Annotated in this window: 10 protein-coding genes; 4 read left to right on the top strand and 6 right to left on the bottom strand. The window is 41.6% G+C overall.

What is annotated here, in order from left to right:
* The first annotated feature begins 238 nt into the window (after positions 1-238).
* Both WSC_RS0119095 and WSC_RS0119090 read left to right on the top strand, forming a co-directional pair.
* Positions 239-3,526 carry a glycoside hydrolase family protein gene (locus WSC_RS0119095; protein ID WP_016957559.1) on the top strand — a complete coding sequence of 1,096 codons (3,288 nt, stop codon included), beginning with the start codon at positions 239-241 and terminating at the stop codon, positions 3,524-3,526.
* 64 nt (positions 3,527-3,590) lie between these two features.
* Positions 3,591-6,872: a glycoside hydrolase family protein gene (locus tag WSC_RS0119090; RefSeq protein WP_016957558.1), complete on the top strand. Its 3,282-nt coding sequence runs from the start codon at positions 3,591-3,593 to the stop codon at positions 6,870-6,872.
* A gap of 162 nt (positions 6,873-7,034) precedes the next feature.
* Here WSC_RS0119090 and WSC_RS0119085 read toward each other — a convergent pair whose 3' ends face one another.
* From WSC_RS0119085 to WSC_RS0119070, 4 genes are all read right to left on the bottom strand, one after another.
* Positions 7,035-8,630, bottom strand: a complete 1,596-nt coding sequence (locus tag WSC_RS0119085; RefSeq protein ID WP_016957557.1) for a hypothetical protein — start codon at positions 8,628-8,630, stop codon at positions 7,035-7,037.
* A gap of 89 nt (positions 8,631-8,719) precedes the next feature.
* Positions 8,720-9,205: a hypothetical protein gene (locus tag WSC_RS0119080; RefSeq protein WP_016957556.1), complete on the bottom strand. Its 486-nt coding sequence runs from the start codon at positions 9,203-9,205 to the stop codon at positions 8,720-8,722.
* A 422-nt stretch (positions 9,206-9,627) separates the two neighbouring features.
* Positions 9,628-11,685: a glycoside hydrolase family 32 protein gene (locus WSC_RS0119075; protein ID WP_237716338.1), complete on the bottom strand. Its 2,058-nt coding sequence runs from the start codon at positions 11,683-11,685 to the stop codon at positions 9,628-9,630.
* A 106-nt stretch (positions 11,686-11,791) separates the two neighbouring features.
* On the bottom strand, positions 11,792-14,638 hold the full coding sequence (locus WSC_RS0119070) for a glycoside hydrolase family protein (RefSeq protein WP_016957554.1): 2,847 nt from the start codon (positions 14,636-14,638) through the stop codon (positions 11,792-11,794).
* A gap of 319 nt (positions 14,639-14,957) precedes the next feature.
* Between WSC_RS0119070 and WSC_RS23430 the strand changes: the two genes are divergently transcribed.
* Together WSC_RS23430 and WSC_RS0119060 are read left to right on the top strand one after the other, a co-directional pair.
* On the top strand, positions 14,958-15,968 hold the full coding sequence (locus WSC_RS23430) for a LacI family DNA-binding transcriptional regulator (RefSeq protein ID WP_016957553.1): 1,011 nt from the start codon (positions 14,958-14,960) through the stop codon (positions 15,966-15,968).
* Between the two features lie 277 nt (positions 15,969-16,245).
* Entirely contained in the window at positions 16,246-16,455 is a 210-nt protein-coding gene (locus WSC_RS0119060) for a cold-shock protein (RefSeq protein ID WP_016957552.1), read from the top strand.
* A gap of 52 nt (positions 16,456-16,507) precedes the next feature.
* Here WSC_RS0119060 and WSC_RS0119055 read toward each other — a convergent pair whose 3' ends face one another.
* Together WSC_RS0119055 and WSC_RS0119050 are read right to left on the bottom strand one after the other, a co-directional pair.
* Positions 16,508-21,292, bottom strand: coding sequence for a GH32 C-terminal domain-containing protein (locus WSC_RS0119055; protein WP_016957551.1), 4,785 nt, complete (start codon positions 21,290-21,292; stop codon positions 16,508-16,510).
* A 78-nt stretch (positions 21,293-21,370) separates the two neighbouring features.
* On the bottom strand, positions 21,371-22,279 hold the full coding sequence (locus WSC_RS0119050; RefSeq protein ID WP_026016953.1) for a LysR family transcriptional regulator: 909 nt from the start codon (positions 22,277-22,279) through the stop codon (positions 21,371-21,373).
* Between the last annotated feature and the right edge of the window lie 59 nt (positions 22,280-22,338).

The following is a 22,338-nucleotide window of genomic DNA, read 5'->3' as shown; positions in this document are numbered from 1 at the left end:
CCTAATGGACTCATTGCATTTACTATTTAATTCATCTGTAGATGGCAAATTTTATTAATTACGAATATTTCAATTTTGGCCATTGTTAAAAAAATGTTTTTGGTATATATTTTTTGACAACGTTGTAAATAAATAGCTAAAAATAGCAAAGGAGGAAGTAGAAAATTAAGCTTTACAAAAAATAAACTATTGATTACGCCTAGATGTAATTGGCACAGATTTAATTAGAGAGTCTAAAATGAAACCAATACACACAAAATATCTAGCGAGAACGGGACTTCTAACGCTATTACTAGCAGGAACACACAGCACTATTGCGGCACCACAACTTACTCAACAACCAGAAACAGAAGGTTCTGCACTCTTTACCAACAGCAATACACCAACACAAAATATAGCCGGATTCGAATTTTGCTGCGGCCAATACAATACCTATCAAGAACATTCATTTAGCAACGCAACTAGCGCTCTATTGTATTTAGATGGTGGCCACTGGAAAGACAATTTTGCAGGCGTGGTGGGCGATCGTCTATTTGCCAGCTTTGGTTTAGGCTATACATCTGAAGGCGGCAGCAGCAGTTACTTTGGCTACGATGCAACCGGCAGTATAGATAGCCCAACGTTCAGCATAAATACTAACTACATTAATTTTAAAATTGGTGGCGGTAACAACAAGTACACCTCAGCCAATGCAACAGCTGCGGTATTATTGATTAACGGCCAAGTTGTGCGCCATGCGACCGGAAAAAACCTTGATAATACGCTGGCTTGGCACAGTTGGGATGTTAGCGATTTACAAGGCCAAACGGCAAGCATTCGTTTAATCGACAATCACTCAGATAACGGCATAGATAGTGCTCTGCCCTACTTATTAGCGGATGAATTTAGAGCTGCTAATCTCGCAGCAGCAATGCCTACAACCAGCGATTATGTTCAACCAGAGCTAGTTGGTGAACCTTTGTTTATTAATGCAAGTAATCCATCACAAGACATTGCTGGATTTGAGTTTTGCTGCGCAGGTTATGCTAGTTTTTCTCAACACAATTTTGACAACGTTGTAAGTGATTTAGCTAAATTAGATGGTGGTCAATGGGCGGCAAACTACAGCGGCGCAATTGGTGACAGAGTATTTTCTAGCGCAGGTGATGGCTACCAAGATATCAACGACACCAGCTTAGAACCTATCGGCGAGCAAGCAACTGGCAGCTTAGATTCTCCTGAATTTGTGATCAGCAAATCTTACATTAATTTTTTATTAGGCGGTGGCAACCAGCTGTTTGACGCAGCTAACGCAACAGCCGCGCTGCTAATAATAAACAATCAAATTGTTCGTCAGGCCAGTGGCAACAACTCAACAGACTTAAGTTGGCATAGCTGGGATGTCGAAGAATTTATCGGCCAAACTGCACAAATACGTTTGTTAGACTACCATGTAGCCGACAATTCAGACGCAGCAACGCCGTATCTACTTGCTGATCAGTTCCGTGCATCAGATATTCCTGCAACACAAAATATTGCAGGCGAAATTGATTATTCAGCGGCGCCAATAACCAGTTCACCAGCAACAGAAGGTCAAGCAGCCTTTAGTTCAAGTAAGTTTCCAACAACACACATTGCAGGTTTTGAGAACTGTTGTTTCAACTACGACACCTATCATGCATTTAACTTTTTAGCCTATGGTGATTTTGTTCGGTTTAGCGGTGGCCAATGGGCGAGCGGCTTAGCCAACTATGTGGGTGATCGCGTTTTTGCCAGCTACGGCCAAGGTTATGCAAATTATGCCGACACAACTGGCAGCTGGTATGGTTGGGAAGCAACTGGGCGATTACTATCGCCTGAATTTACCATCACACAGCCTTACATTAATTTGTTAACCGCAGGTGGCACCAATACCTTTGATACAGCCAACGCAACTGCAATTGTTTTACGTGTAAACGGCAAAGTTGTTCGCCATGCAACTGGTAACGGCTCAGAAACAGAACTTACTTGGACGTCTTGGGATACCAGCTCATTAGTCGGCCAACAAGCTGTAATAGAAATTATCGACCAACACGACAATTCAGTTAGCGATGGCAGCTTACCGTTCATTCTAGTAGATGAAATTCGCCAAGCGGATAAAGCGGCAGTTACGCCACTTACCTCATCTATCGTCAGCCAAGTTGACGGCCATAAAGTGGCATTGCAACTCAATATGGGTGATGCAAACCCATATTACGAAAACGGCGAGTTTTATATCTACTATCTACAAAATTCGGCTTATCACTCTTGGTATTTATCTAAAACAGATGATTTGTTAACCGGCACTTTCTCCGAAGAAATTATCCCAGCATCTGGCGACGTTAACGCACAAGATAGATGGATTGGCTCAGGTAGTGTAATGAAAGACCAAAGCGGTCAATACCACTTATTTTATACCGGCCACAATAAAGACCATTATCCAGTTGAAGCGGTAATGCATGCAGTAGCAACCGACAATACCTTAAAAAATTGGCAAACCATTAACGAGCACACTTTCACAGGTAGCAACGGCTATAGCGACTATGATTTTCGTGACCCATTTGTATTTTGGCATGAAGATGAACAGCGTTATTGGATGTTACTAACTTCACGCTACAACAATCAAGCGGCTATTGGTTTATATACCTCAACCGATTTAGCCAACTGGACGGCACAGCCGCCACTATACGCAGAAACTTCGCCATTAAATTTAGAAGTACCAGAGTATTTTGAATTTGCCGATACGCCTTTTATTGTTTATTCCGACCAACGCAATGAGTCACCAGTGGTTAAATATTTAGTTAAGCAAAATAACCAATGGGTTAAACCAAACTTTGATGCACTTGATGGCCGATATTTTTATGCTGCACGCTCAGCTGGGCCAGAAAATGAGCGCCTATTGTTTGGTTGGGTACCACACACAGACGGCCGCAATGATGGTGCAGCGCCAAGCTGGGGTGGTGATTTACTTGTGCATCAATTGCATAAACACCTAAGTGGTGAACTTGCAGTAAAAATGCCAGATAAAGTAATTAGCCAACTAAACTCAGCTATGCCTATCAGCCCAACTTGGACGCAAGGCAGTGTGCAACTACAAACAAATAGCGCAAGCTTACAGGCCAATAGTGCATTTGCTTTGCCAGCAAGCAGCCAAGTTAATCGACTGCAGTTTAATATATCAAGTGCATCTGCCAGCGCGGTTACCGGTATTCAATTTAGAATGCCTGTAGCAGGCCAAGCTGACAAACTCGCGTATTTAAAACTCGACCCAACGAATGGCAATGCCAAGTTCTATTTTGACGGTGACGAAGAAAATAGCACTAACCCAAGCATAGATATTAATTTAGACATGCAATCAGGTGTGCATGTTGATTTATGGCTAAATCCTCAATCGGGTGTAGGCGCAATCTACCTAAACCACTACCGAGCATTGAGCTTCCGTTTATACGATTTAGCTGAATATCAAATAGGTCTATTTAGCGAAAATAGTGCAACAACAGCTTCAGGCTTAACACGTTATAGCGAATAACCCTTCAAACAGGAATTAGGTGATTTGTACACCTAATTCCTGCAACTACAAACCGGAAATAACCATGATAAAAAACAACACACACTTATTAATGGGCATTCTATTTGGCAGTAGCTTGTATACAAATTTAGCCATTGCTGACGTACCCATAACTGAAAACCCAGAGCAATCGGGCTATAACTTATTTATTAGGCCATCTGCACCTTGGCAAAACATCGCAGGCTTTGAATTTTGTTGCGGGGGATTTAACTCTTACCAGCAACATGGTTTTACGCAAGCCAGCGGCGACTTTATTAAACTAGATGGCGGCCAATGGGCGGCTGATATAGTTGGTGCTATTGGTGAGCGCGCTTTTGCCAGTTATGGCGACGGTTTTGACGGCAGTTGGGACAACAGCGCCGAACATATTGGTTGGCACGCCACTGGCTCAATACGAAGCCCAGAATTTAACATAGAGCACAACTACATAAACTTTAAAATAGGCGGTGGCAACAACCGCTTTGACCATATCAATGCCACATCGGTGGTGTTAGTTGTAAATGGTGAATGGGTACGCCATGCCAGCGGGCAAAACATTGCCAATCAACTAAACTGGCAAACTTGGCATGTAAGCGAATTTATTGGCAGCACAGCTTATGTTTTATTTTTAGATATGCACCCGGCAGATGGCTCAGACACTTCCCTGCCCTATTTATTGGCAGATGAATTTAGAGCCGATGATGTGGCAGCCACCCAACCTTCAATCGCAAATTGGGTTAACCCCGCTTATTCAGGCGTGGCGCTTTTTAGCCCAGACCATTTAGCTGATTTCGAATTTTGTTGCGCAGGTGCTGGCACATACACAGCTCACGGATTTACCAATGCAACTGGCGATTTTAATAAACTAGACGGTGGTTTTTGGGCAGCCGAAATAAACGGCGCAATTGGCCAGCGAGTATTTTCAAGTTACGGCGACGGTGCAATTGACGAATTAGGTAATATCGCCCAACTCGGCGGCGAAGCAACCGGCACAATAGACAGCCCAACATTTACGATTAAGCATAATTTTATTAATTTTTTAGTTGGCGGTGGCAGCAACCGCTTTGACTCGGCCAACGCAACTTCAGTTGTACTAATGGTTGATGGCCAAATAGTGCGACACGCCAGCGGCAATAACCAAACAAATAAACTGAACTGGGCTAGTTGGAATGTTAGTGAGCTTCTGGGTAAAACAGCGCAGCTCAGATTTATAGATTTCCACCCAGATGATAAATCAGACAGTAGTCTACCATTTCTATTAGCAGATCACTTTCGTGCCGCTGATAGCCCAGTTGTTACCCCAATTGCAGACAGTGTGGTTAACCTAGCTGCGGCGCAAATAATTGAATCACCAGAACTTGCTGGCGAAGCGGCATTTTCGCGTTTAAACTACCCGCAACAACATATTGCAGGCTTTGAATTTTGTTGTGGTGGTTATGATGCTTACCATCAACATAACTTTCGTGCGACTGGTGATTTTATCCGGTTTGACGGTGGACTATGGGCGGCTGACATAACTAACCACGTCGGTGATCGTATTTTTGCCAGTTACGGCCAAGGTTATGCGAACAGTACAGACGCGACTGGCCGTTGGTACGGTGGTGAAGCAACCGGCCAGTTAATTTCGCCTGAATTTACCATCACCCAAGCTTACATTAATTTATTAACAGGCGGCGGCACCAATCAGTTTGACACAGCTAACCCAACTGCAATTGTTTTACGCGTTAACGGCAAAATTGTTCGCCATGCAACTGGCAACGGCTTAGCAACAGAGCTTGCCTGGACGAGTTGGGATACCAGCGGATTAGTCGGCCAACAAGCGGTAATTGAAATTATCGACCAACACGACAATACAGTTAACGATGGCAGTTTGCCGTTTATTTTAGTCGATGAAATTCGCCAAGCAGATAAAGCAGCGGCCACGCCACTTACCTCATCAATTGTCAGCCAAGTTGAAGGCCATAAAGTGCCACTGCAACTGAATATGGGTGATGCAAACCCATATTATGAAAACGGCGAGTTTTATATCTACTACTTACAAAACTCGGGCTATCATTCTTGGTATTTATCTAAAACAGATGATTTATTAGCCGGCACTTTTACTGAAGAAGTGTTAGCCGCATCGGGCGACCATACAGCGCAAGACCAATGGACTGGCTCAGGCAGTGTAATGAAAGACCAAAACGGTCAATATCATTTATTTTATACCGGCCACAATAAAAACCACTTCCCTGTTGAAGCGGTAATGCATGCTGTTGCCACAGACAATACCTTAAAAAATTGGCAAACCATTGGCCAGCATACTTTTAGCGGTAACAACGGCTATAGCGATTATGATTTTCGTGACCCATTTGTATTTTGGAATGAAGACGAGCAACGCTATTGGATGCTAATTACCACACGCTACAACAACCAAGCGGCTATTGGTTTGTATACATCTACCGACTTAGCCGACTGGACTGCGCAAGCACCGCTATATAGCGAAAGTTCGCCATTAAATTTAGAAGTGCCTGAGTATTTTAAATTAACCGAAACACCTTTTATTGTGTATTCCGACCAACGCAGCGAATCGCCCGTAGTTAAATATTTAATTAACCAAGATAATCAGTGGATTAAACCAAGTTTTGATGCGCTAGACGGCAGATACTTTTATGCTGCACGCTCAGCTGGGCCAGAAAATGAGCGTTTATTATTTGGTTGGGTGCCGCACACAGATGGCCGCAACGATGGTGCTGCGCCAAACTGGGGTGGCGATTTACTGATGCACCAATTGCACAAAAAACCAACTGGCGAGTTAGCAGTTAAATTTCCGGAAAAATTAAAACAGCAAATGAGCCAACAAATGCCAGTAGATAACCTACAAGCAAATAAAGGTGTACGCAGTTTTAATAAGGGTCGTTTCGCAAACTCAGCGTTACTTGTGCTGCCGAAAGGACAATTTTTGTTACCTGCAGCCAGCAATAAAAACTTGATTGAACTGTCGGTAGTCAGCAAAAACACCAATGCAAAATTGGCAGTGCTACTAAGCAGCGATAAACACTCTGTTCAGTACAAAATACTGCTTAACAGCGCCCAAAATAAAGCGATGTTGTTGCAAGAGATTAATGGCCAGCAAAATATGATTGCTGAAGTTGCAGTACAACTTGACCCGAAAAAAGATATACAACTACAACTGTATTCTGATCCGCAATCGGGCGTTGGCTCGCTCTATATCAACCAAGACAAAGCCCTAAGCTTTAGGTTATACCAACTCAAAGATTACCAAGTTGGCCTTGAAGCAATAAAAGGAATGTTTGAAGTAAAAGAAATGGTTCGAATTGGTTTGTAGATTAGGTGATAAATAAACTAGGTAGTCGGTTTTGGCTACCTAGTGGTGTTTGGTTTGGTGTTTGTGTTGCAGAGGCAGAAGCTTAGCTGTAGGGTATTATGCATCGGCTAACTAGTTTAGCGGACTTAATCAAAATACGAAACAACAAGTTTTACGCCTCCTTCATCGGTTCATGCGCCGCAATGCTTTGTTAGGCGAACGAAAATATGACTGATTGCCTAATAGCCATTTTGAATCAACTGTCCGACCAACAAGTTTTTCAATAACGCTAGATTCAGCACTTGCATTCGGAAAAGACAGTCCACGCTTTATCTCAGCACCCGAGATATAGACATACATATTTTCATAAAGATAATCACACCCCATCAAACACACCGGCATTACAATATACGGGTCTAGTCGTTCTGCATCATTACAATCTGTTCTCAGCTTTTTATGAGCGGCGACTAATGTATTTACGCTGAACTCTAATCCGCAAATAGCGCAGTTTTCATGCGTTTTATCTTTAAATAGCCACTCTTGTAATATGTGCTGTTCTCTTCTTGCTATTTGTTCTCTTGTTTCATCCGTCCCTGATTCTAAAAGCTTTCTTAGTCTACGAAGATAACTTTCATAGGCATCAATATCTAAATCATCACCCTGTACGGCACCTCTATTACCAATAAGGCTGTATACATGATGCCTTCGACCTTTAGTCTTATCTACATATACTAAAGGTGAAAAATTTGTCGTTTTTAGTATATGTGGTCTTCCATAATTTTTATTATCTAAGTATTTATCGAGCTCTGGAAATGATGCGCTTTGCCCATAGTTAAAAAAAGATATCAAATCCTCTTCTATTTTATTAAGCGTTGTGGTTTCGCCTATAAATTTTAATCCAAGATCTGTGTTAACCATGTATACAGAACTTCTTAAGTATTCCTCAATAATTTCCGCGGGTGGGTACGGATACTTGTAGCTCCTACCATCAAGGGCATTTCTATACGTTTCAGCCAGCCTAGTTGGGTTGCAATATTCAATAATCCCAAAAACTTTTTCGCTATAGTTGATAATAGTGTTATCTCTGTTCTCAAAAATATACCAGTAGTCATCGCTAATTACACGAACCCAAGACGTAGGCGAGCTTTCAATTAATAATGCAATGAGCGAATAATATTGACCAAGCTCATCTCTTAATAATGCAATGAGCGAATAATATTGACCAAGCTCATCTCTTAAATAATTTAAGTTCGCAATACCACAACGACCAGGTAAACCTTGTGCTTTTTTAAGCAACTTCCGAATATCCTTAACAATGGAATCCCTAATTAAGAACAAATTTTTGTTGGTTTCAATCGAGTTTCTCGTGGCGGGCTTTAATTCTGGAGTGTAAAAGTCAAAATCACAATCAAGGTTTACATCATCAATTAGATTAAAGATCCCCTTTAAATGACGCCCCCTATCGATTAGTTCAGCTTGATATATTTCCTTTTCAAGATCTGAGAAAAGCCAGAACGCTTTGGACTGCAAAATTTGAACAAAATCATTTAAAGAAGGAATAGAATGTTTGGTGGCATTGTCTCTGAACTTGGAATTAAGCAGTTGCCTAATTCTTTCTCTGCTACCAACACCAAACCGGTTTGCAGTTTCCTCTAATGTAGGCCAAGGCGATTCATTTAGGCCATAGTAAAATTTGACAATTTCAACATCCCTTGCCTTATTGGCTCCATTCTTGATGCTGCTTTCTAGAAATTCTGCTAATTCATTTTCAATGCCCATCTATACCCCTTGGCCGATGAATAGCCTAACACCGCACTCTGCGGCAAATTTGGAACACAGCGGAAAGACGTTCCGACAGCCTGCGCATGTCATATATTGCCGCGCCTACGATCAATGAGTTTAAAAATTACTGATGCGATAAGTGAGCCTAAGATACCAAGAGCAAAACCAATACCTAAATCAAGCCACTTATTTTGTTGAGCCCGCTGCTCCTGAACCTTGAAAATAGCTTCGACTACCTCTGATTGAGAATTAACGATAGGCTCAAGTTCAGAGCGTTTTTTCTCAAGCGAAGAAATTACAGCCTGCTTCTCGTTCAGCTGTTGTTTTTGAAGCTGTATAAATGCTGATAGCTTAGTTAAGCCTTCGTCTAGCTTTTCCAGCTCTTGAATTTGAACCACAACATCTTTTGGAGCATTTTTCTTAAAATCACGATCTTTTAAGTATTCAGTGGTGGAAACAGCTACAACTACAAGGGTAATGCTGAAAAATATACCGAAGATCGTAAGCTTAGGATTTCGTTTATAAGACTCTGATATCAGGTCTGCCAGTATTGTAGAAACGTCCATACTCATATTGATTCGTTTTTATGCATAACGTTTTAGTATTCATTCACACGTATTTTGCGTGAATGAATCATTTTGTGAAGGGGCAAACGGAGCTGTTCTTTGGTTTGAGTTATGCTATAGGAATTTGCTTTTTCAAGCCTAATTGGTCTACCAGATTCTTTCCTTGTCATTTGCATTTCATAAATCCATCAAAAGCCTATTTACGCGTTGAGTTCCATCAATTTAAGCCAATTGGGCCTCCGATTGCAACTTTATTTTTCACAAGGAAAGTAAGGGGCGAACTGAGCGAACAAGCTTAGTTAACATAATGATTTTTTAATACTAAAAACTTCAGCTTAGTAATTTTCAGAAGAACTAAGAATTGAAGGAAAAACCCCATTCAGCGCAATCTTCACAACTGCGCCAAATAGGTATTTTTTATAGAGGAACTACCAAATAGACTTTAACTGACTAATTTGCCAGCTTGTTACTAAGCTGCTTTTATCAGATTGCAATTGAATTTGCTCAAATGGTTTGTTTGGAAAAACCAACGAGGTAATGGTTGCTTTACCGTCATCCACAAATACTTCAATTGAACCAACGTCTTGCACTATGCGCACTGAGTATTGTTGTTTAGTTTCAATTGGTGCGGTTTGTACCATAGGAAAGTCTTCATCAAACCTTTGCTGCCCTGCTTGGGTTCTGTCTACCGACAGCAAACCTGTTGCTTTGTTTAAACTAATAACTGCTTGTTCGTTTAAATTATTGGCTAACACTATGGTAAACTCGCTCGCTTGTTGCATATCTACTTCAAGCGAAATATCGGCCAACTCAGTGGTCAGTTTTGCTTTTTTGTCTAAGCTAACTGTTTGTTTTACTGCTAAGTTACTACCTTTAGCAGTGTTTTGTTGCAAGGCGTCTAATTCTGCAGTAGGTACTGAGGCTACACGGTAACCTTTGGCTGTTTTATGCAGTTTCAGTTCTCTTGGTACTGTCATTGCACCGCGCCATTGGTCGGTTGGTACTTCGTTGGCGTATGCCCAGTTATTCATCCAGCCTATAAACAAGTGGCGGCCATCTTCAATGCCCGACCAAGTTACACCGGCATAATTATCTGCGCCATAATCCAACCATACTGCTGGCTCTATTGCTGATTTTGCAGGCGCGTCGGCAAATGCAATTTGGTCTACTGAAATATGTCCCCAAGGGCCAATTGCGTTGTCGACAATTTCTAAATGCGCTTGTTTGCCTTGCCATTTGCTTACGTCCCAACTGGCAATAGACATACTGCCTGAGTTTTTGCCGGTAGCTGATGCAATAATTTCATCGTCAACAATTAGGTTCATGGCCGCATCTTTTGGATATTTACCACCAGCTATCACAAAGTTAATGTAAGCTTTCTCTATACTGAATGGTTGGCTAATAAGTTTGCCGCGTGATGCATCGCCAGTATTAAACGAGTTGGCAAGCTGCATACCATAACGGCCGATAAATTCGTTTTCTCTTGCACGAATAGGCGATTGTTTAAACGAGTCACCTTGTTTTTGCCATTTAGCTAAACTGCCTTCGAAGTCTTCGAATATATAGTCTTGCGGGAATACAGCCGGAATTTTGCTTACTTCAGCTTTAAACTGTGAGTCCATTTTGAAGGTTTTACCGTCAAAGTCGCCAACAAAATATTGTGTGCCCGAGCCACCATTTGGCCCTCCTGGGTTTAAGCTAACTAACAGCACATATTTTTCTTCGGTTGAACCTTCAACCTGCATTTTAATTAAATCTGGGCATTCCCAATAACCACCATGCGCGCCGTATTCTGCGCCAAAATCACTTAGGTGGTGCCAGTTTTTTAAATTGGCTGATGCATAAAAGCCAATGCGGTTTTGCACGGCTAATGCCATTACCCATTGGTTTGACTCGTCATGCCAAAATACTTTTGGGTCACGAAAATCGGCAATTTTGCCACCTTCTAATACTGGGTTGCCCGCGTATTTTTGCCAACTGCGGCCATTGTCTAAACTGTAGGCTAATGCTTGTGTTTGCACGTTTTCCGCTCTAGCAGCTTCGGCAACTTTGTTGTGGTAGGTAAATATGGCAACTAACGGTGGGTTTTCTGCTGTACCTAAACCTGAGGTGTTGTGTGTATCTACCACTGCACTGCCGGAAAATATCCAACCTTTGTCGTCAGGAAATAACGCTATGGGTAATTCTTGCCAGTGAACTAAATCTTTAGAAACCGCATGACCCCAGTGCATCGGCCCCCACTTTGTGCCATCTGGATAATGTTGAAAAAACAAATGGTATTCACCATTGTGATAAACCATGCCGTTGGGGTCGTTCATCCAACCTTGTTGCGGGGAAAAGTGAAATTGTAATCTATGGTGTTGAAAGTATTCAGGTTTTGATGTGGTTAATTTAACTGCTCGATTTGCGTTAACCGCCGTGGGTAAGGAGGTTAACCCCGCAGTCATCGACAGTGCAACTAACCAAGTTAATTTTCTAAGCTTCATAACAATACAACTCAATAAAAAGGTAAAGAAAGCAGCGCCACCAGACTCAGCACTGACTGGTGGCGCCAATTCTGATCATGGGGATCAGAAAACTTTTTGCACTAAATTAACGTGAATATCGGTTTAAATCGGTAACGCTAACGCCATCGGCTGTGCTATAAAAACCAATTTGATAGTCTTTAAGTTCATACAATCTGAAGCTCAAGGCTCTATAACCATTTAAGTATAGCGCAGCAACACCGGCTTCAGGGTCAGCAATTAACTCACAATCAATGCCACTGGCTGCGTCTAACGGCAAACTGACTTTAGGATTAAATTGATTGTTTTCATCCGCATTAAAATAGAATTTTGCCTGATTGTTTGCCGCATCTAATTCAACATACGCACGTTTATCACCACCTTCAGCTAAAGGTTTGACCAGCGCTAAACCAAACTTAGCATCTGCATTCGAGCTTGATAGTTTAAAGCTCCAACGATTTTTAACATCTGAAGCTGCAAGCGTGGTTAAGCTTTGCGCTTGTAAATCAAAACCTGTTGCGGTTGCCGAGGCCGAACCTTCACTAAATACAGAATCTGTTACCATTGTTTTGGCTAAACCTGTACGTAATTTTTCCGGTAGCTCAACGGCCAGTTCACCGTCTTTTAATTTAACTTGGTGAACCATTAAGTCGCCACCCCAGTCAGGATTTGCACCGTCTTTACGACCAAAGTTATGCGCAACCCAACCAAATAATAATCGTTCTTCTGCATGCCCAGCTGTACGCGCTGCATAATAAGCTCTGCCGTCTAATGCGCTATTATTTGCCAATACCCAAGCGTCATTTTGTTTGGTTAAGACTTTAACTTGGCGTGAATTGTCACGTTGGTCAGAAAAAACAATAAATGGTGTGCCATCTAACTCAAAATAATCAGCCACTTCTAAATTTAGGTTTGAAGTTTCAGTATAAAGTGGCGGCTGCGCACTCCAACTTGTTAGGTTTTCTGATGTATATAAACCAATTGCTGCTTTGTTTTGATAACGCGTGGTGATTAACATCCAATACTTGCTTTCCGCTTCATTCCAAAAAACTAACGGATCTCTAAAATCAAAATCGCTATAACCATCAGAGCCACTAAAAGTGTCTGCTGGTATTGGCTGCCAATTTGTTAAGGTGTTATCGGTCGCTTTAGCATGCATCACAGTTTCAACCGGAGTTAAATCACGATTGTGACCTGTGTAAAACATATGATAACTGCCATCTTGTGCTTTAATTACACTACCTGAGCCAATCCACTGATCTGCTTTGCTTGCATTACCTGAAGCAGGCAATACTGTTTGTGGGAAGCTCGATGTTATTAAATCTGAAGTTTTGGCCATTGCCCAAGAATGAAAACCAAGGTTTTCTAGATAATAAATATAGTATTCACCATTATCATAAAACGGGTTTGGATCGCCTAAATCTAATACTAGGTTTTGATTGTGGCCAGAATCACTGGTAACCACTGCGGATGCAATAGGTTGCGCCGCGGCTCTATCGGCTTGGCGAATTTCATCAACTAAGACAAATGCAAGTGAACCATCATCTTCGACTGCATCATGCTGGTCGATTATTTCAATTACAGCTTGTTGGCCATTGAGTGCTGCTACGTCCCAGCTATGCCAATCAACTTTATTCTCTTCACCATTGCCAGTTGCGTGGCGAACAATTTTGCCGTTTACTCGCAATACAACGGCTGTTGCTTTGTCCGACGTATATTGGTTAGTACCGCCACCAATTAAAAAATTAATATAATTTTTATTAATGACAAACTCAGGCGTGATCACAGAGCCTGTTGCAGCATCACCCAGCCAACCTAAATTGGTTCCATCTGCTTCAAAAGCATCTGTTCGGCTAGAAAAAGCACGTTCACCAACATGGTTGGTAACATCTGCAGCCCACCAGCCACCATCGAGTTTAATCATATCGCCAGTAGCACGGAAACTATGGTTTTGATAACTATTAAATTGACCACAACAAAACTCAAAACCCGCTATATTTTGGTTTACATCCGTTTGACGAACAAATGCAGCTTCGCCCGTTGTTGCCGGAGCACTGGTTAACGTGGCTGAGGTTTTAACTATATTATTCGCCGAAGGTCGCACTGCAGCTTTATCTGCTGCTCTAAATTCATCCGCTAGAATATAAGCTAATGCAGCATCAGAACGGTCGTCTATATGCATATCAACAAATTCGATCCATGCGGTTTTACCTTGGTAGTCAGTAACGTCCCAAGTCTGCCAATCTATTCTATTGTGTTGATTATTACCGCTGGCACTTCTGACAACTTGTTGATCAACAACCAATAAAACACTCGTTGCATTGGCAGTACCATATTGATTGCTACCACCACCGACTAAAAAGTTAATATATTTTTTCTCTATACTAAATTCTGGTGAGCGAATGCTCCCTGTTGCACTTGGCCCCACTTGCGCGGCTGAGGTGTCATCATCGTTGTCGTATCCATCACCATAACTAGAAAATACCCTTTCGCCAATATGCCCGGCTACATCTGCGCCCCAAAAACCACCATCTAATTGAATAAAATCGCCGGTAGCATTGGTAAACTCGTGTTCTTGATATGTGTCGTAACCACCACAACAAAACTCAAACCCAGCAATATTTTGGTTTGCATCATTTGCACGCACAAAAAGGCTGGCGCCTTCTGTTTCAGGTGTATCGGTTAAAACGATGTCACTGCCGTTTCCACCATCACCACCGTCGTCGCCATCATCGCCACCGTTGTTGTCGCCTCCCGGATTTAGGATATCGTCTGCGGTTTGCCCTTCTTGCAAAATAACAACTTCAACATTGTCATTATTGACACTTTTGTCTCCCGGATCGGCAGTGCCTGTGCCGCATGCAGATAAAATTGCCACCCCAGACAATAATGTGCACTGTTGTACTATCTTGTTAAGTTTAAATTTGTTAAGCATTTTACTAGCCTCTTTAATTTATTTTTACAACGTTGTCATTCTTAAGGATGACTTTGTTGTGCTATAAAACTTTAAATTAACTCGTTAAACATCCATACAGCTTAGTAAAACTAGACGAATATGTAGAGTAAATTATCTTGTGTACCGCAATTATTTTTACAACGTTGTCTATTTATAAACTAATAAATGGCCTATATCAAATATAATTTACAAAATTTAGCAAAAATTTAAGCATTTTTTGCACAATAGCTAGGTAAATTTTGACAACGTTGCCCATTATATAGTTAAATAGGCCATTGTTTTTACAGAATAATGCCCAATGGTTACGATCAAACAAGTCGCTGAATTGGCAGGCGTTTCATTTAAAACTGTTGCTCGAGTTGTTAACAAAGAGCCAGGTGTTAAAGCTTATAATGTTGAAAAAGTTGAAGATGCTATTGCCAAGCTGGGTTATAGGCCAAATAAAGCAGCCAGTTTAGTGCGCAAAAAACAAAGTGACGTTATTGGTTTTATATCTGACGAAATTTCTACCACACCTGCTTCCGTTGCCATTTTAAAAGGTGCCCAAGATATGGCTTGGGAGCAAGGTAAAACCCTTATGGTGTTTAACTTAGATCCTAAACGTCCAAACAAAGACAAACTGTATGAAGAGTGTTTGCAACACCGCTCTGAAGGCATCATTTATGGCGCTATGTATCATCAGTCAGTCGAATTTTCTGAATTATTTAAAACCTTGCCGACCGTATTGGTGAATTGTGTTAGCACCCATAACGACTTTACCTCAATAGTACCAGACGACGAACTTGCGGGTTATTACGTCACCAAACAACTCTTGTACAAAGGCTATCGCCGTATCGCGTTTTTAAACTTAAACCCAGAAATAATGGCGGCACAACAACGCCAGCAAGGTTTTTTAAAAGCCATGCAAGAGTATGGTATTCCTGAAAAGCAATGGCGTATCGATACTATTGAACAAGTTGTTGAAGGCCGCACCGTCAATATTGCCGGTGAAGTGGCTAAACAAGTTATACAGGAATTCAAACCCGATGCGGTATTATGTGGCAAAGATTTAGCCGCGATAAAAGTATATCTAGTATTGGAGCGATTAGGCTTAACCATAGGTAAAGATATTGGAGTCGCCAGCTTTGATAATTGGCACGATATTCCAGAAATATTAGAACCACAACTTTCAACTATGGCGCTTCCCTACTATGAAATGGGGCGCATGGCCGTTGCGCAAATATTGAGCTTAATAACGAATAACAACAAAGCCGAGCAACCGACTCATTACAAAGTACCGTGTTTGTTGTTTGATCGTAAATCCTTTTAAACAGTTTAATCTTTGTACAGATGCCAAACTTTTAACAATAATCAACCGAGCAAAACTGTTATAGTACAAAAACATTTTAATATTGTTTAAATTTTATACTGGACATTACGCAGAGATACTGTACACTTTCCGCAGCTTGAAGAAGCAATCAAATTTACATCCTACATTTCGCTGTTTTATTCGTAATAAATACCTCGTTCTGCAGTTTTAAGTTCATGTCTCCACAAGCTAAACCCGCCGATATACGGCATTATTTTTTTAAGAACTAGGATATATTATGTCTAATAAAGTTAAAGGAACCGTTAAGTGGTTCAACGAAGAGAAAGGTTTTGGTTTTATCGCTCAAGAGTCTGGCGCTGACGTATTCGCACATTACAGCTCAATTGCTAGCGAAGGCTTCAAAACATTAACTGAAGGTCAAGCTGTTGAGTTCAATGTAACTCAAGGTGCTAAAGGCCCTCAAGCTGAAAACATTGTTGCTATTTAATATTAGCTAACAATTGTTTGAAGAAAGGCAAGCCAATGGCTTGCCTTTTTTGTTATTTCGCGCTGCTGCTCAAATGCACATGGTCAAAACTAACAAACCCACAACCACCTTGTTCTTCATCAAACACAACCACTTGCACAAATTGGCCAATATAATCTGTTAAATCGATTGTTTGCCAATGTTGGTCACCTAAGATACGCGAGTCAGCACAGGAGTTTGGCGTAAATTGTGTAATGACAGCATCGTTTGCAGGATTAATTACTTTTAAACCAACAGGTGCACCACCGTTCCCCCCTGACATTAAAAAGTTCAAGTGCGGTCTAGCTGCATCTATTTTAAATGTCGGAGAAGTTAACGTACCCACTGGCTGGTCACAACCATTCGCATTATTGTTTAACTCACAAGTACTAACCGCATTTGTACCCACTTTAGCTGCATCATTAAAACTAGTGGTGCCAGCCCAAGCGCTATCATCGGTTGGGTTTAGAAAATCACCTGTCGCGACCCAGCCATCTGCGAGCATAGCTGAAGGGTTGTCGAAACTACCTATCACTTGCGTAAACGAATCAGCATTGACTGTCACATTGGTTAATGTTTCATCAGGGTTTGCTTCAGCATAATCTGTCGCAGTAAAGTTGAAATCTACATAGTTGGGGTCAACGGCTTGGCCTGAGGTTAAGTGAATATGATCAACACTGATAAAACCACAACCACCGGTTTCATTGTCAAACACTTGTACTTTTACCTGTTGGCCGACATACGCCGACAAATCAATGGTTTTCCAATGACTATCGTTTTTTACGTAAGCATCGCCACAAGTACCAGGGTTTAACCTTGCTAGTTCAGCATCGGTTGCATCTAACACCCGAATGCCGACATCATTCGTCATTTCGGCGTTACCACCAGAAATTAACATGGCTAGGGTAGATTGATCTGCGCTTACATCAAATAACGATGAAGTAAGCGTCCCCGTACTCGCATCACACGGATTGCCGTTTAACTCACAAGTTGTTGTGCCACCATTACCTACTCGCGCAGCATCTGCTCTAGCGGTCGTTAAACTATGCCATGCGTCTGCTGATGCCGGAATCGCAAAATCACCGGTTGCAACCCAACCATCCATAATCATTGCTTGTGCATGATCAAATGAGCCAATGACATTTGAATCAGAATCTTGATATGGCAAACTTACGCCGTATGTTAAGTTGGCACTTTGCTCTGCAGTTAAAGTGACAGTGCCGCCGTCAATCATGCTATCGTCTTTGGCTATATCACTTTGGAACAAGTGGTCAAAACTGACAAAACCACAACCGCCCGACTCTTCATCATAAAATTGTGCTCGAATATTCGCGCCTTTTAATACGCTGGCTTGTATTACCGTCCAATCGTCATCACCGTCAATATTTGCAGGGCCACAACTCGCTGGTGAATAGTTATGTAATAAATTCCCCGCTGTATCTAACACTCGAATACCCACAGCCTTGCTATTGTTTTCGCCACCCGCGAGCAAGGTATATAAGTTGTCTTTCGTTAAGGTAAATATTGGCGAAGTTAAACGACCAGTGCTTGGGTCACATCCTTTGGCATTACCATTCATTTCACAGGTGCTTACTGCGCCATCACCTATTTGTGCCGACGCACTATTTACTGTTGTACCACGCCAAACCCCTTCGGTAGCAGGGTTTGCAAAATCACCAGAAGCCGACCAGCCTTGTGCAAGCGTCGTTTGTGCGCCGTCAAATCTACCAATCACCAAAGAATTGTTTTGACCGTCAGCAGGCAAAGTTGCATTAAATACTTTGTTGGCTTTAAACAAAATTGAAGTCGACATTGCTGCTTGACCAAATAATTCAGGATCAACTTGAGTAAAAGCTTGCGGTGCTATGCTAAAGGTGACCAATTGATCTTGGTTTTGATAGCCCTCAGCAGTACCTGAAAGTTGAATATCGACTTGATTGTCAGCGACTCTAGTTAAAGTAAAATCTAGACCTGTTGGTAAGTTTTGTGTTGTCCAATGAGCTTTATCAACAGGGTCGACAAAGGTGTTATTGGTTAACGCAACGGAAATAGTCTGACCACTTTCAGAACCTTCACTTATGCTAGCTTGCGTATCTCCACCTATGGTTAACTCGGCAGAGGTGACCACCTCAACTTCAGCGGTAATCGTTGGGCCGAATCCCCTAACGTCTGCCGGAACAGGCATAGAGACAAACTGACCTGCCGCAATACTCAGCTCGATATTAGAAATATTGGCATCAAAGTCATCACTCGAATTGCCAGATAAGGTAATTTCAGCTGTCTTGTCGTCAATGCGATTAATGCTAGCTAAGCTCACACCATTTGGTAAGTTTGTAGCTTGCCAGCCAGCAATATTGAGCGTTTGCGCAAAGGTGTTATTGGCAACACTAACGGTAATAATTTCACCATCTTCTTTTTCTTCAACAATGCCATCGGCATCAGCTTTCGCAGCAATAAAGGTGCGTTTATTTTGCATGTCAGCCAATTGATACACTTGTACTTGGGTAAATCTGGTATCTGCTGCTTGCGAGTACAGAGCTATATTGTTGCTGTCATCTTTTGTTGGATAAATCCTAAAAGAAAAGGCAGCTTTGTCGTTGATAAATACATCTACTACTGAACCATCAACAAATATATGGAATTTTTCTGGTTTACCAAAAGCGGTTTCGTCATAACTGCCCGCTTGTTCGGTTAACTCAAACGCGCTGCTAGAAGTGGTTGATTTTGTTTTATCTAATACAATATTTTTGTTGATCGCATCGTAATAAATAACCGTTTTTTCTTCGCCATCAGCAGAAGCAGCAATTACCACACCGTACTTGTTCGCTGTTTCGCTGGCATCTAATTCAGCGATAATTTCTACACGGCGCCCTTTCGCCTCTAGCAAAGTTTCGCCATTCACTACCAAGTTAGATTGCTCGCGTACACTGTTGTTTAAACGTAAATCACTCAACTGCGCTGCCGGCGCTTGTTGAATTGTCGCACCGTCTGCTGCTAACGACCAAACTCGAGGCGCCGAAAAAGTTTGAGTCCAACCTGCCGCTAATTGAGCTTCAGATGAACGTCTTTCGTCGACTATACCAATTGCTGTTAATAGGCCATCAGCATTGCGCGCAACCGTTGGGGATATATGGCCGACAATTAAATCTAAATATTTTGCTTGGGTATTGTCCGGAACAAACTGCCCATTGGTCCAACTACCAATCCAATATAAACCTCTAGGCTTATAACCATTGCCAACCGGATTAACTAACAGCATATACTTGTCGTCAGAAATTTTTTCAAAAACAGGCATTTCCCATAAAACACTGGCTAACCCGTCTTTTGAGCCATCAGGGGCTGTAAGAACTGAAAAATCAGCCATGAAGGAACTGCTTTGCCAGCTGTTAATGTCCGAAATATCAGAGGTAGATAGATGCAGCAAGGCACCATGTCCGCTCTTTATTGCGCCAACTATCATGTGCCAAGTATCGCCGTCTTTCCATAGATAAGGGTCGCGCATATCATCAACCCCAGTTCGATCAATAATCGGTCCTAACTTTGTCCAGTTTTTTAGATCGTTATCCTGACTGGTTGCGACCGCGACCCCTGGGTTAAAAGGCCCAGTATGATTCACATTGGTGTAAAACGCATAGGCTGTGTCACCTTCAACAACCACATCACCTGACCATATACCCTTCATATCAAACCCGTTAGTACCGCCCTGTTCTACCTCAGGCCAAAGTGCATCTTGCATATGTGTCCAATTAACAAAATTATCCGACATCATATGGCCCCAATGCATTTGTGTTTTAAAAGGGCCGTTAGGAGTACGTTGGTAAAACATGTGATACTTGCCATCAAACTCTACTAAACCGTGTGGTTCGTTAGCCCAATTGGCTGGCGGCATAGCGTGAAAAATAGGTCGAAGTGGGTCGTCAATAAAACGGCTCTCCGGTGTTTCCAACGAGATTGTACCTAACGGATGATTGTCATCTTTTATCTGAATGTTTGCGGTAAATGCTTCAGCCAATTTACTGCCTTGATATATCTTAACTTCGTCAAAAGCGCCATTTAATCCATTAATCACTGAAAAAGGCCCAGAAGATGTGGTTGCATGACTTTTTGCAATGAGTAAACTAGAATCAACGTTGTCAATTTCACCACCAATAGGGTTAGCCTCTGTTGAAGCGACTTCTACTCCATTTAAATAAAGTTTGATACTACCGTTAAAACCATCTACCACAGCGGCTACGTGGTTCCAGCTATACAGAGGGAAAACTTCTGGTGCTGGTAAGTTATACATAGTGCCGTCAATTGATACATTAAATTGCCATTGACCAAATGTATTAATATCTAAACTAAAACCTTTGCCATCTTTCATTTTTGAAATGAACGAGGCTGGCGATAAATTCGCATGGCCGGTTTCGTGGTCACTCGGATAACTTTCTAATGCAACCCAAGTCTCTATGGTCATTTCAGATAAATTGGCTAAATCAGGGTTGCCCGTCACCCAAGTAGAAAAACCATCGGTGCGTAATGCATTCCCTTGCACACCTAACACTCGCTCTGGTTTTAAAAACGTATTGCTTACACTATAAGCAGCTTGATTAACTTGATTTATAGCTTCTGTGCTTCCGGTTTGCTCGTTAAAATTTAGATAAACCATTTCTGTTAAAGCGACACGCTCTTCAGGTGATGGTGTCGGCTCTGGTGTTGGTTGTCCAATAACCTCTACATCCGACGCGTCGATAGTTGCTTTATTATCGAGTATACAACCGCTTAACGAACTAGTTGCCAACGCAACTAGGCTTAATTTTAATATATTATTTGTATTCATAAATTTTCCAATGGTGCTGAACAAAAGAAAAACAACGTTGTTTAAACAATACAGCACACAATGAAAATTTACAAGTATTTAACTTTTGTCCATAACCGCACTGCTATATTGCTGTGCGATTAAATCAAAAACTCTGCGCACTCTTAAGCTGGTGCGCAGTTCTTGATGGCTTACCAACCAAACATCCAATGTCATGGTTGCGCCCATATCCGCAAAAGCTTTGACTAAGTTTGGCTCACGGTTGCCCATATCTTCTGGCATAAAAACTAAACCTTGTCCTTGTTTGCACAACTCAATTTGAAGAGGTTGAAACGAAGTTAATAATGAGAAATTTTTCTGGCTAAGTGCCCAGCCTTGTTGATTCAGAATATCAATTACTGTGTTTGAATCGTCAAATCCGATTATTTGAATATCCGTTAACTCGGATAGTTTGCTGGCAGCAGAAAAGCCTTGTAGATATTCAGCTGTGCCGTATAACCAAATAACTTCTTGGCCAAGTTTTTTAGCAATCAAGTCATTTTGTTTTGGATAATAGCTTCTAATTGCGATATCAGCTTCACGCTTTTTTAAATCGCTGGTGTTATTAGTTACTACAACTTCAATGCGTATACCGGGCTCTAACTGGCGAATCGTGCGCAAAATTTTTGGCAATACATAAGTTGCCGTTAGTTCGCTAACAGAAAGCGTAACCCTTCCTTCAAGTTGTTGTGATTGCCCTGTTACTGCTAGTGAAAATTTTAGCGCTTCATCGCCCATTGAACGGGCATGTTGTAATAACTCTACGCCACTTTCGGTTAATACTAAACGCTGACCGACTCGCTCAAATAACATAAGTTTCAGCTCAGCTTCCAATGCATAAATTTGCCGGCTTAGTGTAGGTTGAGTTAACCCAAGCGCTTTGGCAGCAGCCGACAAGGAACCTTCTTCCGCTGTGGCTAAAAATGAGCGAATGTGGTTCCAATCGAATTTTATTGAATTCCAGTTCATGCGTTTTTGTATACCAACCATACATTTTATAGCGTATTAATTTAATTATTGTATAGGTA

This window comes from Catenovulum agarivorans YM01 (genome assembly GCF_000281085.1).
Lineage (GTDB): Bacteria > Pseudomonadota > Gammaproteobacteria > Enterobacterales > Alteromonadaceae > Catenovulum > Catenovulum agarivorans.
Note: the sequence above shows the minus strand (reverse complement) of the source record. Positions and strands in the feature narration are given on the sequence as shown.

What these genes read in the sequence shown, in the direction of transcription:
- WSC_RS0119060 (WP_016957552.1), top strand. Translation starts at nt 16,246, where the DNA reads ATGTCTAATAAAGTTAAAGGAACCGTTAAGTGGTTCAACGAAGAGAAA.
- WSC_RS0119050 (WP_026016953.1), bottom strand. Translation starts at nt 22,279, where the DNA reads ATGAACTGGAATTCAATAAAATTCGATTGGAACCACATTCGCTCATTT.
- WSC_RS0119075 (WP_237716338.1), bottom strand. Translation starts at nt 11,685, where the DNA reads ATGAAGCTTAGAAAATTAACTTGGTTAGTTGCACTGTCGATGACTGCG.
- WSC_RS0119095 (WP_016957559.1), top strand. Translation starts at nt 239, where the DNA reads ATGAAACCAATACACACAAAATATCTAGCGAGAACGGGACTTCTAACG.
- WSC_RS0119070 (WP_016957554.1), bottom strand. Translation starts at nt 14,638, where the DNA reads ATGCTTAACAAATTTAAACTTAACAAGATAGTACAACAGTGCACATTA.
- WSC_RS23430 (WP_016957553.1), top strand. Translation starts at nt 14,958, where the DNA reads ATGGTTACGATCAAACAAGTCGCTGAATTGGCAGGCGTTTCATTTAAA.
- WSC_RS0119080 (WP_016957556.1), bottom strand. Translation starts at nt 9,205, where the DNA reads ATGAGTATGGACGTTTCTACAATACTGGCAGACCTGATATCAGAGTCT.
- WSC_RS0119055 (WP_016957551.1), bottom strand. Translation starts at nt 21,292, where the DNA reads ATGAATACAAATAATATATTAAAATTAAGCCTAGTTGCGTTGGCAACT.
- WSC_RS0119085 (WP_016957557.1), bottom strand. Translation starts at nt 8,630, where the DNA reads ATGGGCATTGAAAATGAATTAGCAGAATTTCTAGAAAGCAGCATCAAG.
- WSC_RS0119090 (WP_016957558.1), top strand. Translation starts at nt 3,591, where the DNA reads ATGATAAAAAACAACACACACTTATTAATGGGCATTCTATTTGGCAGT.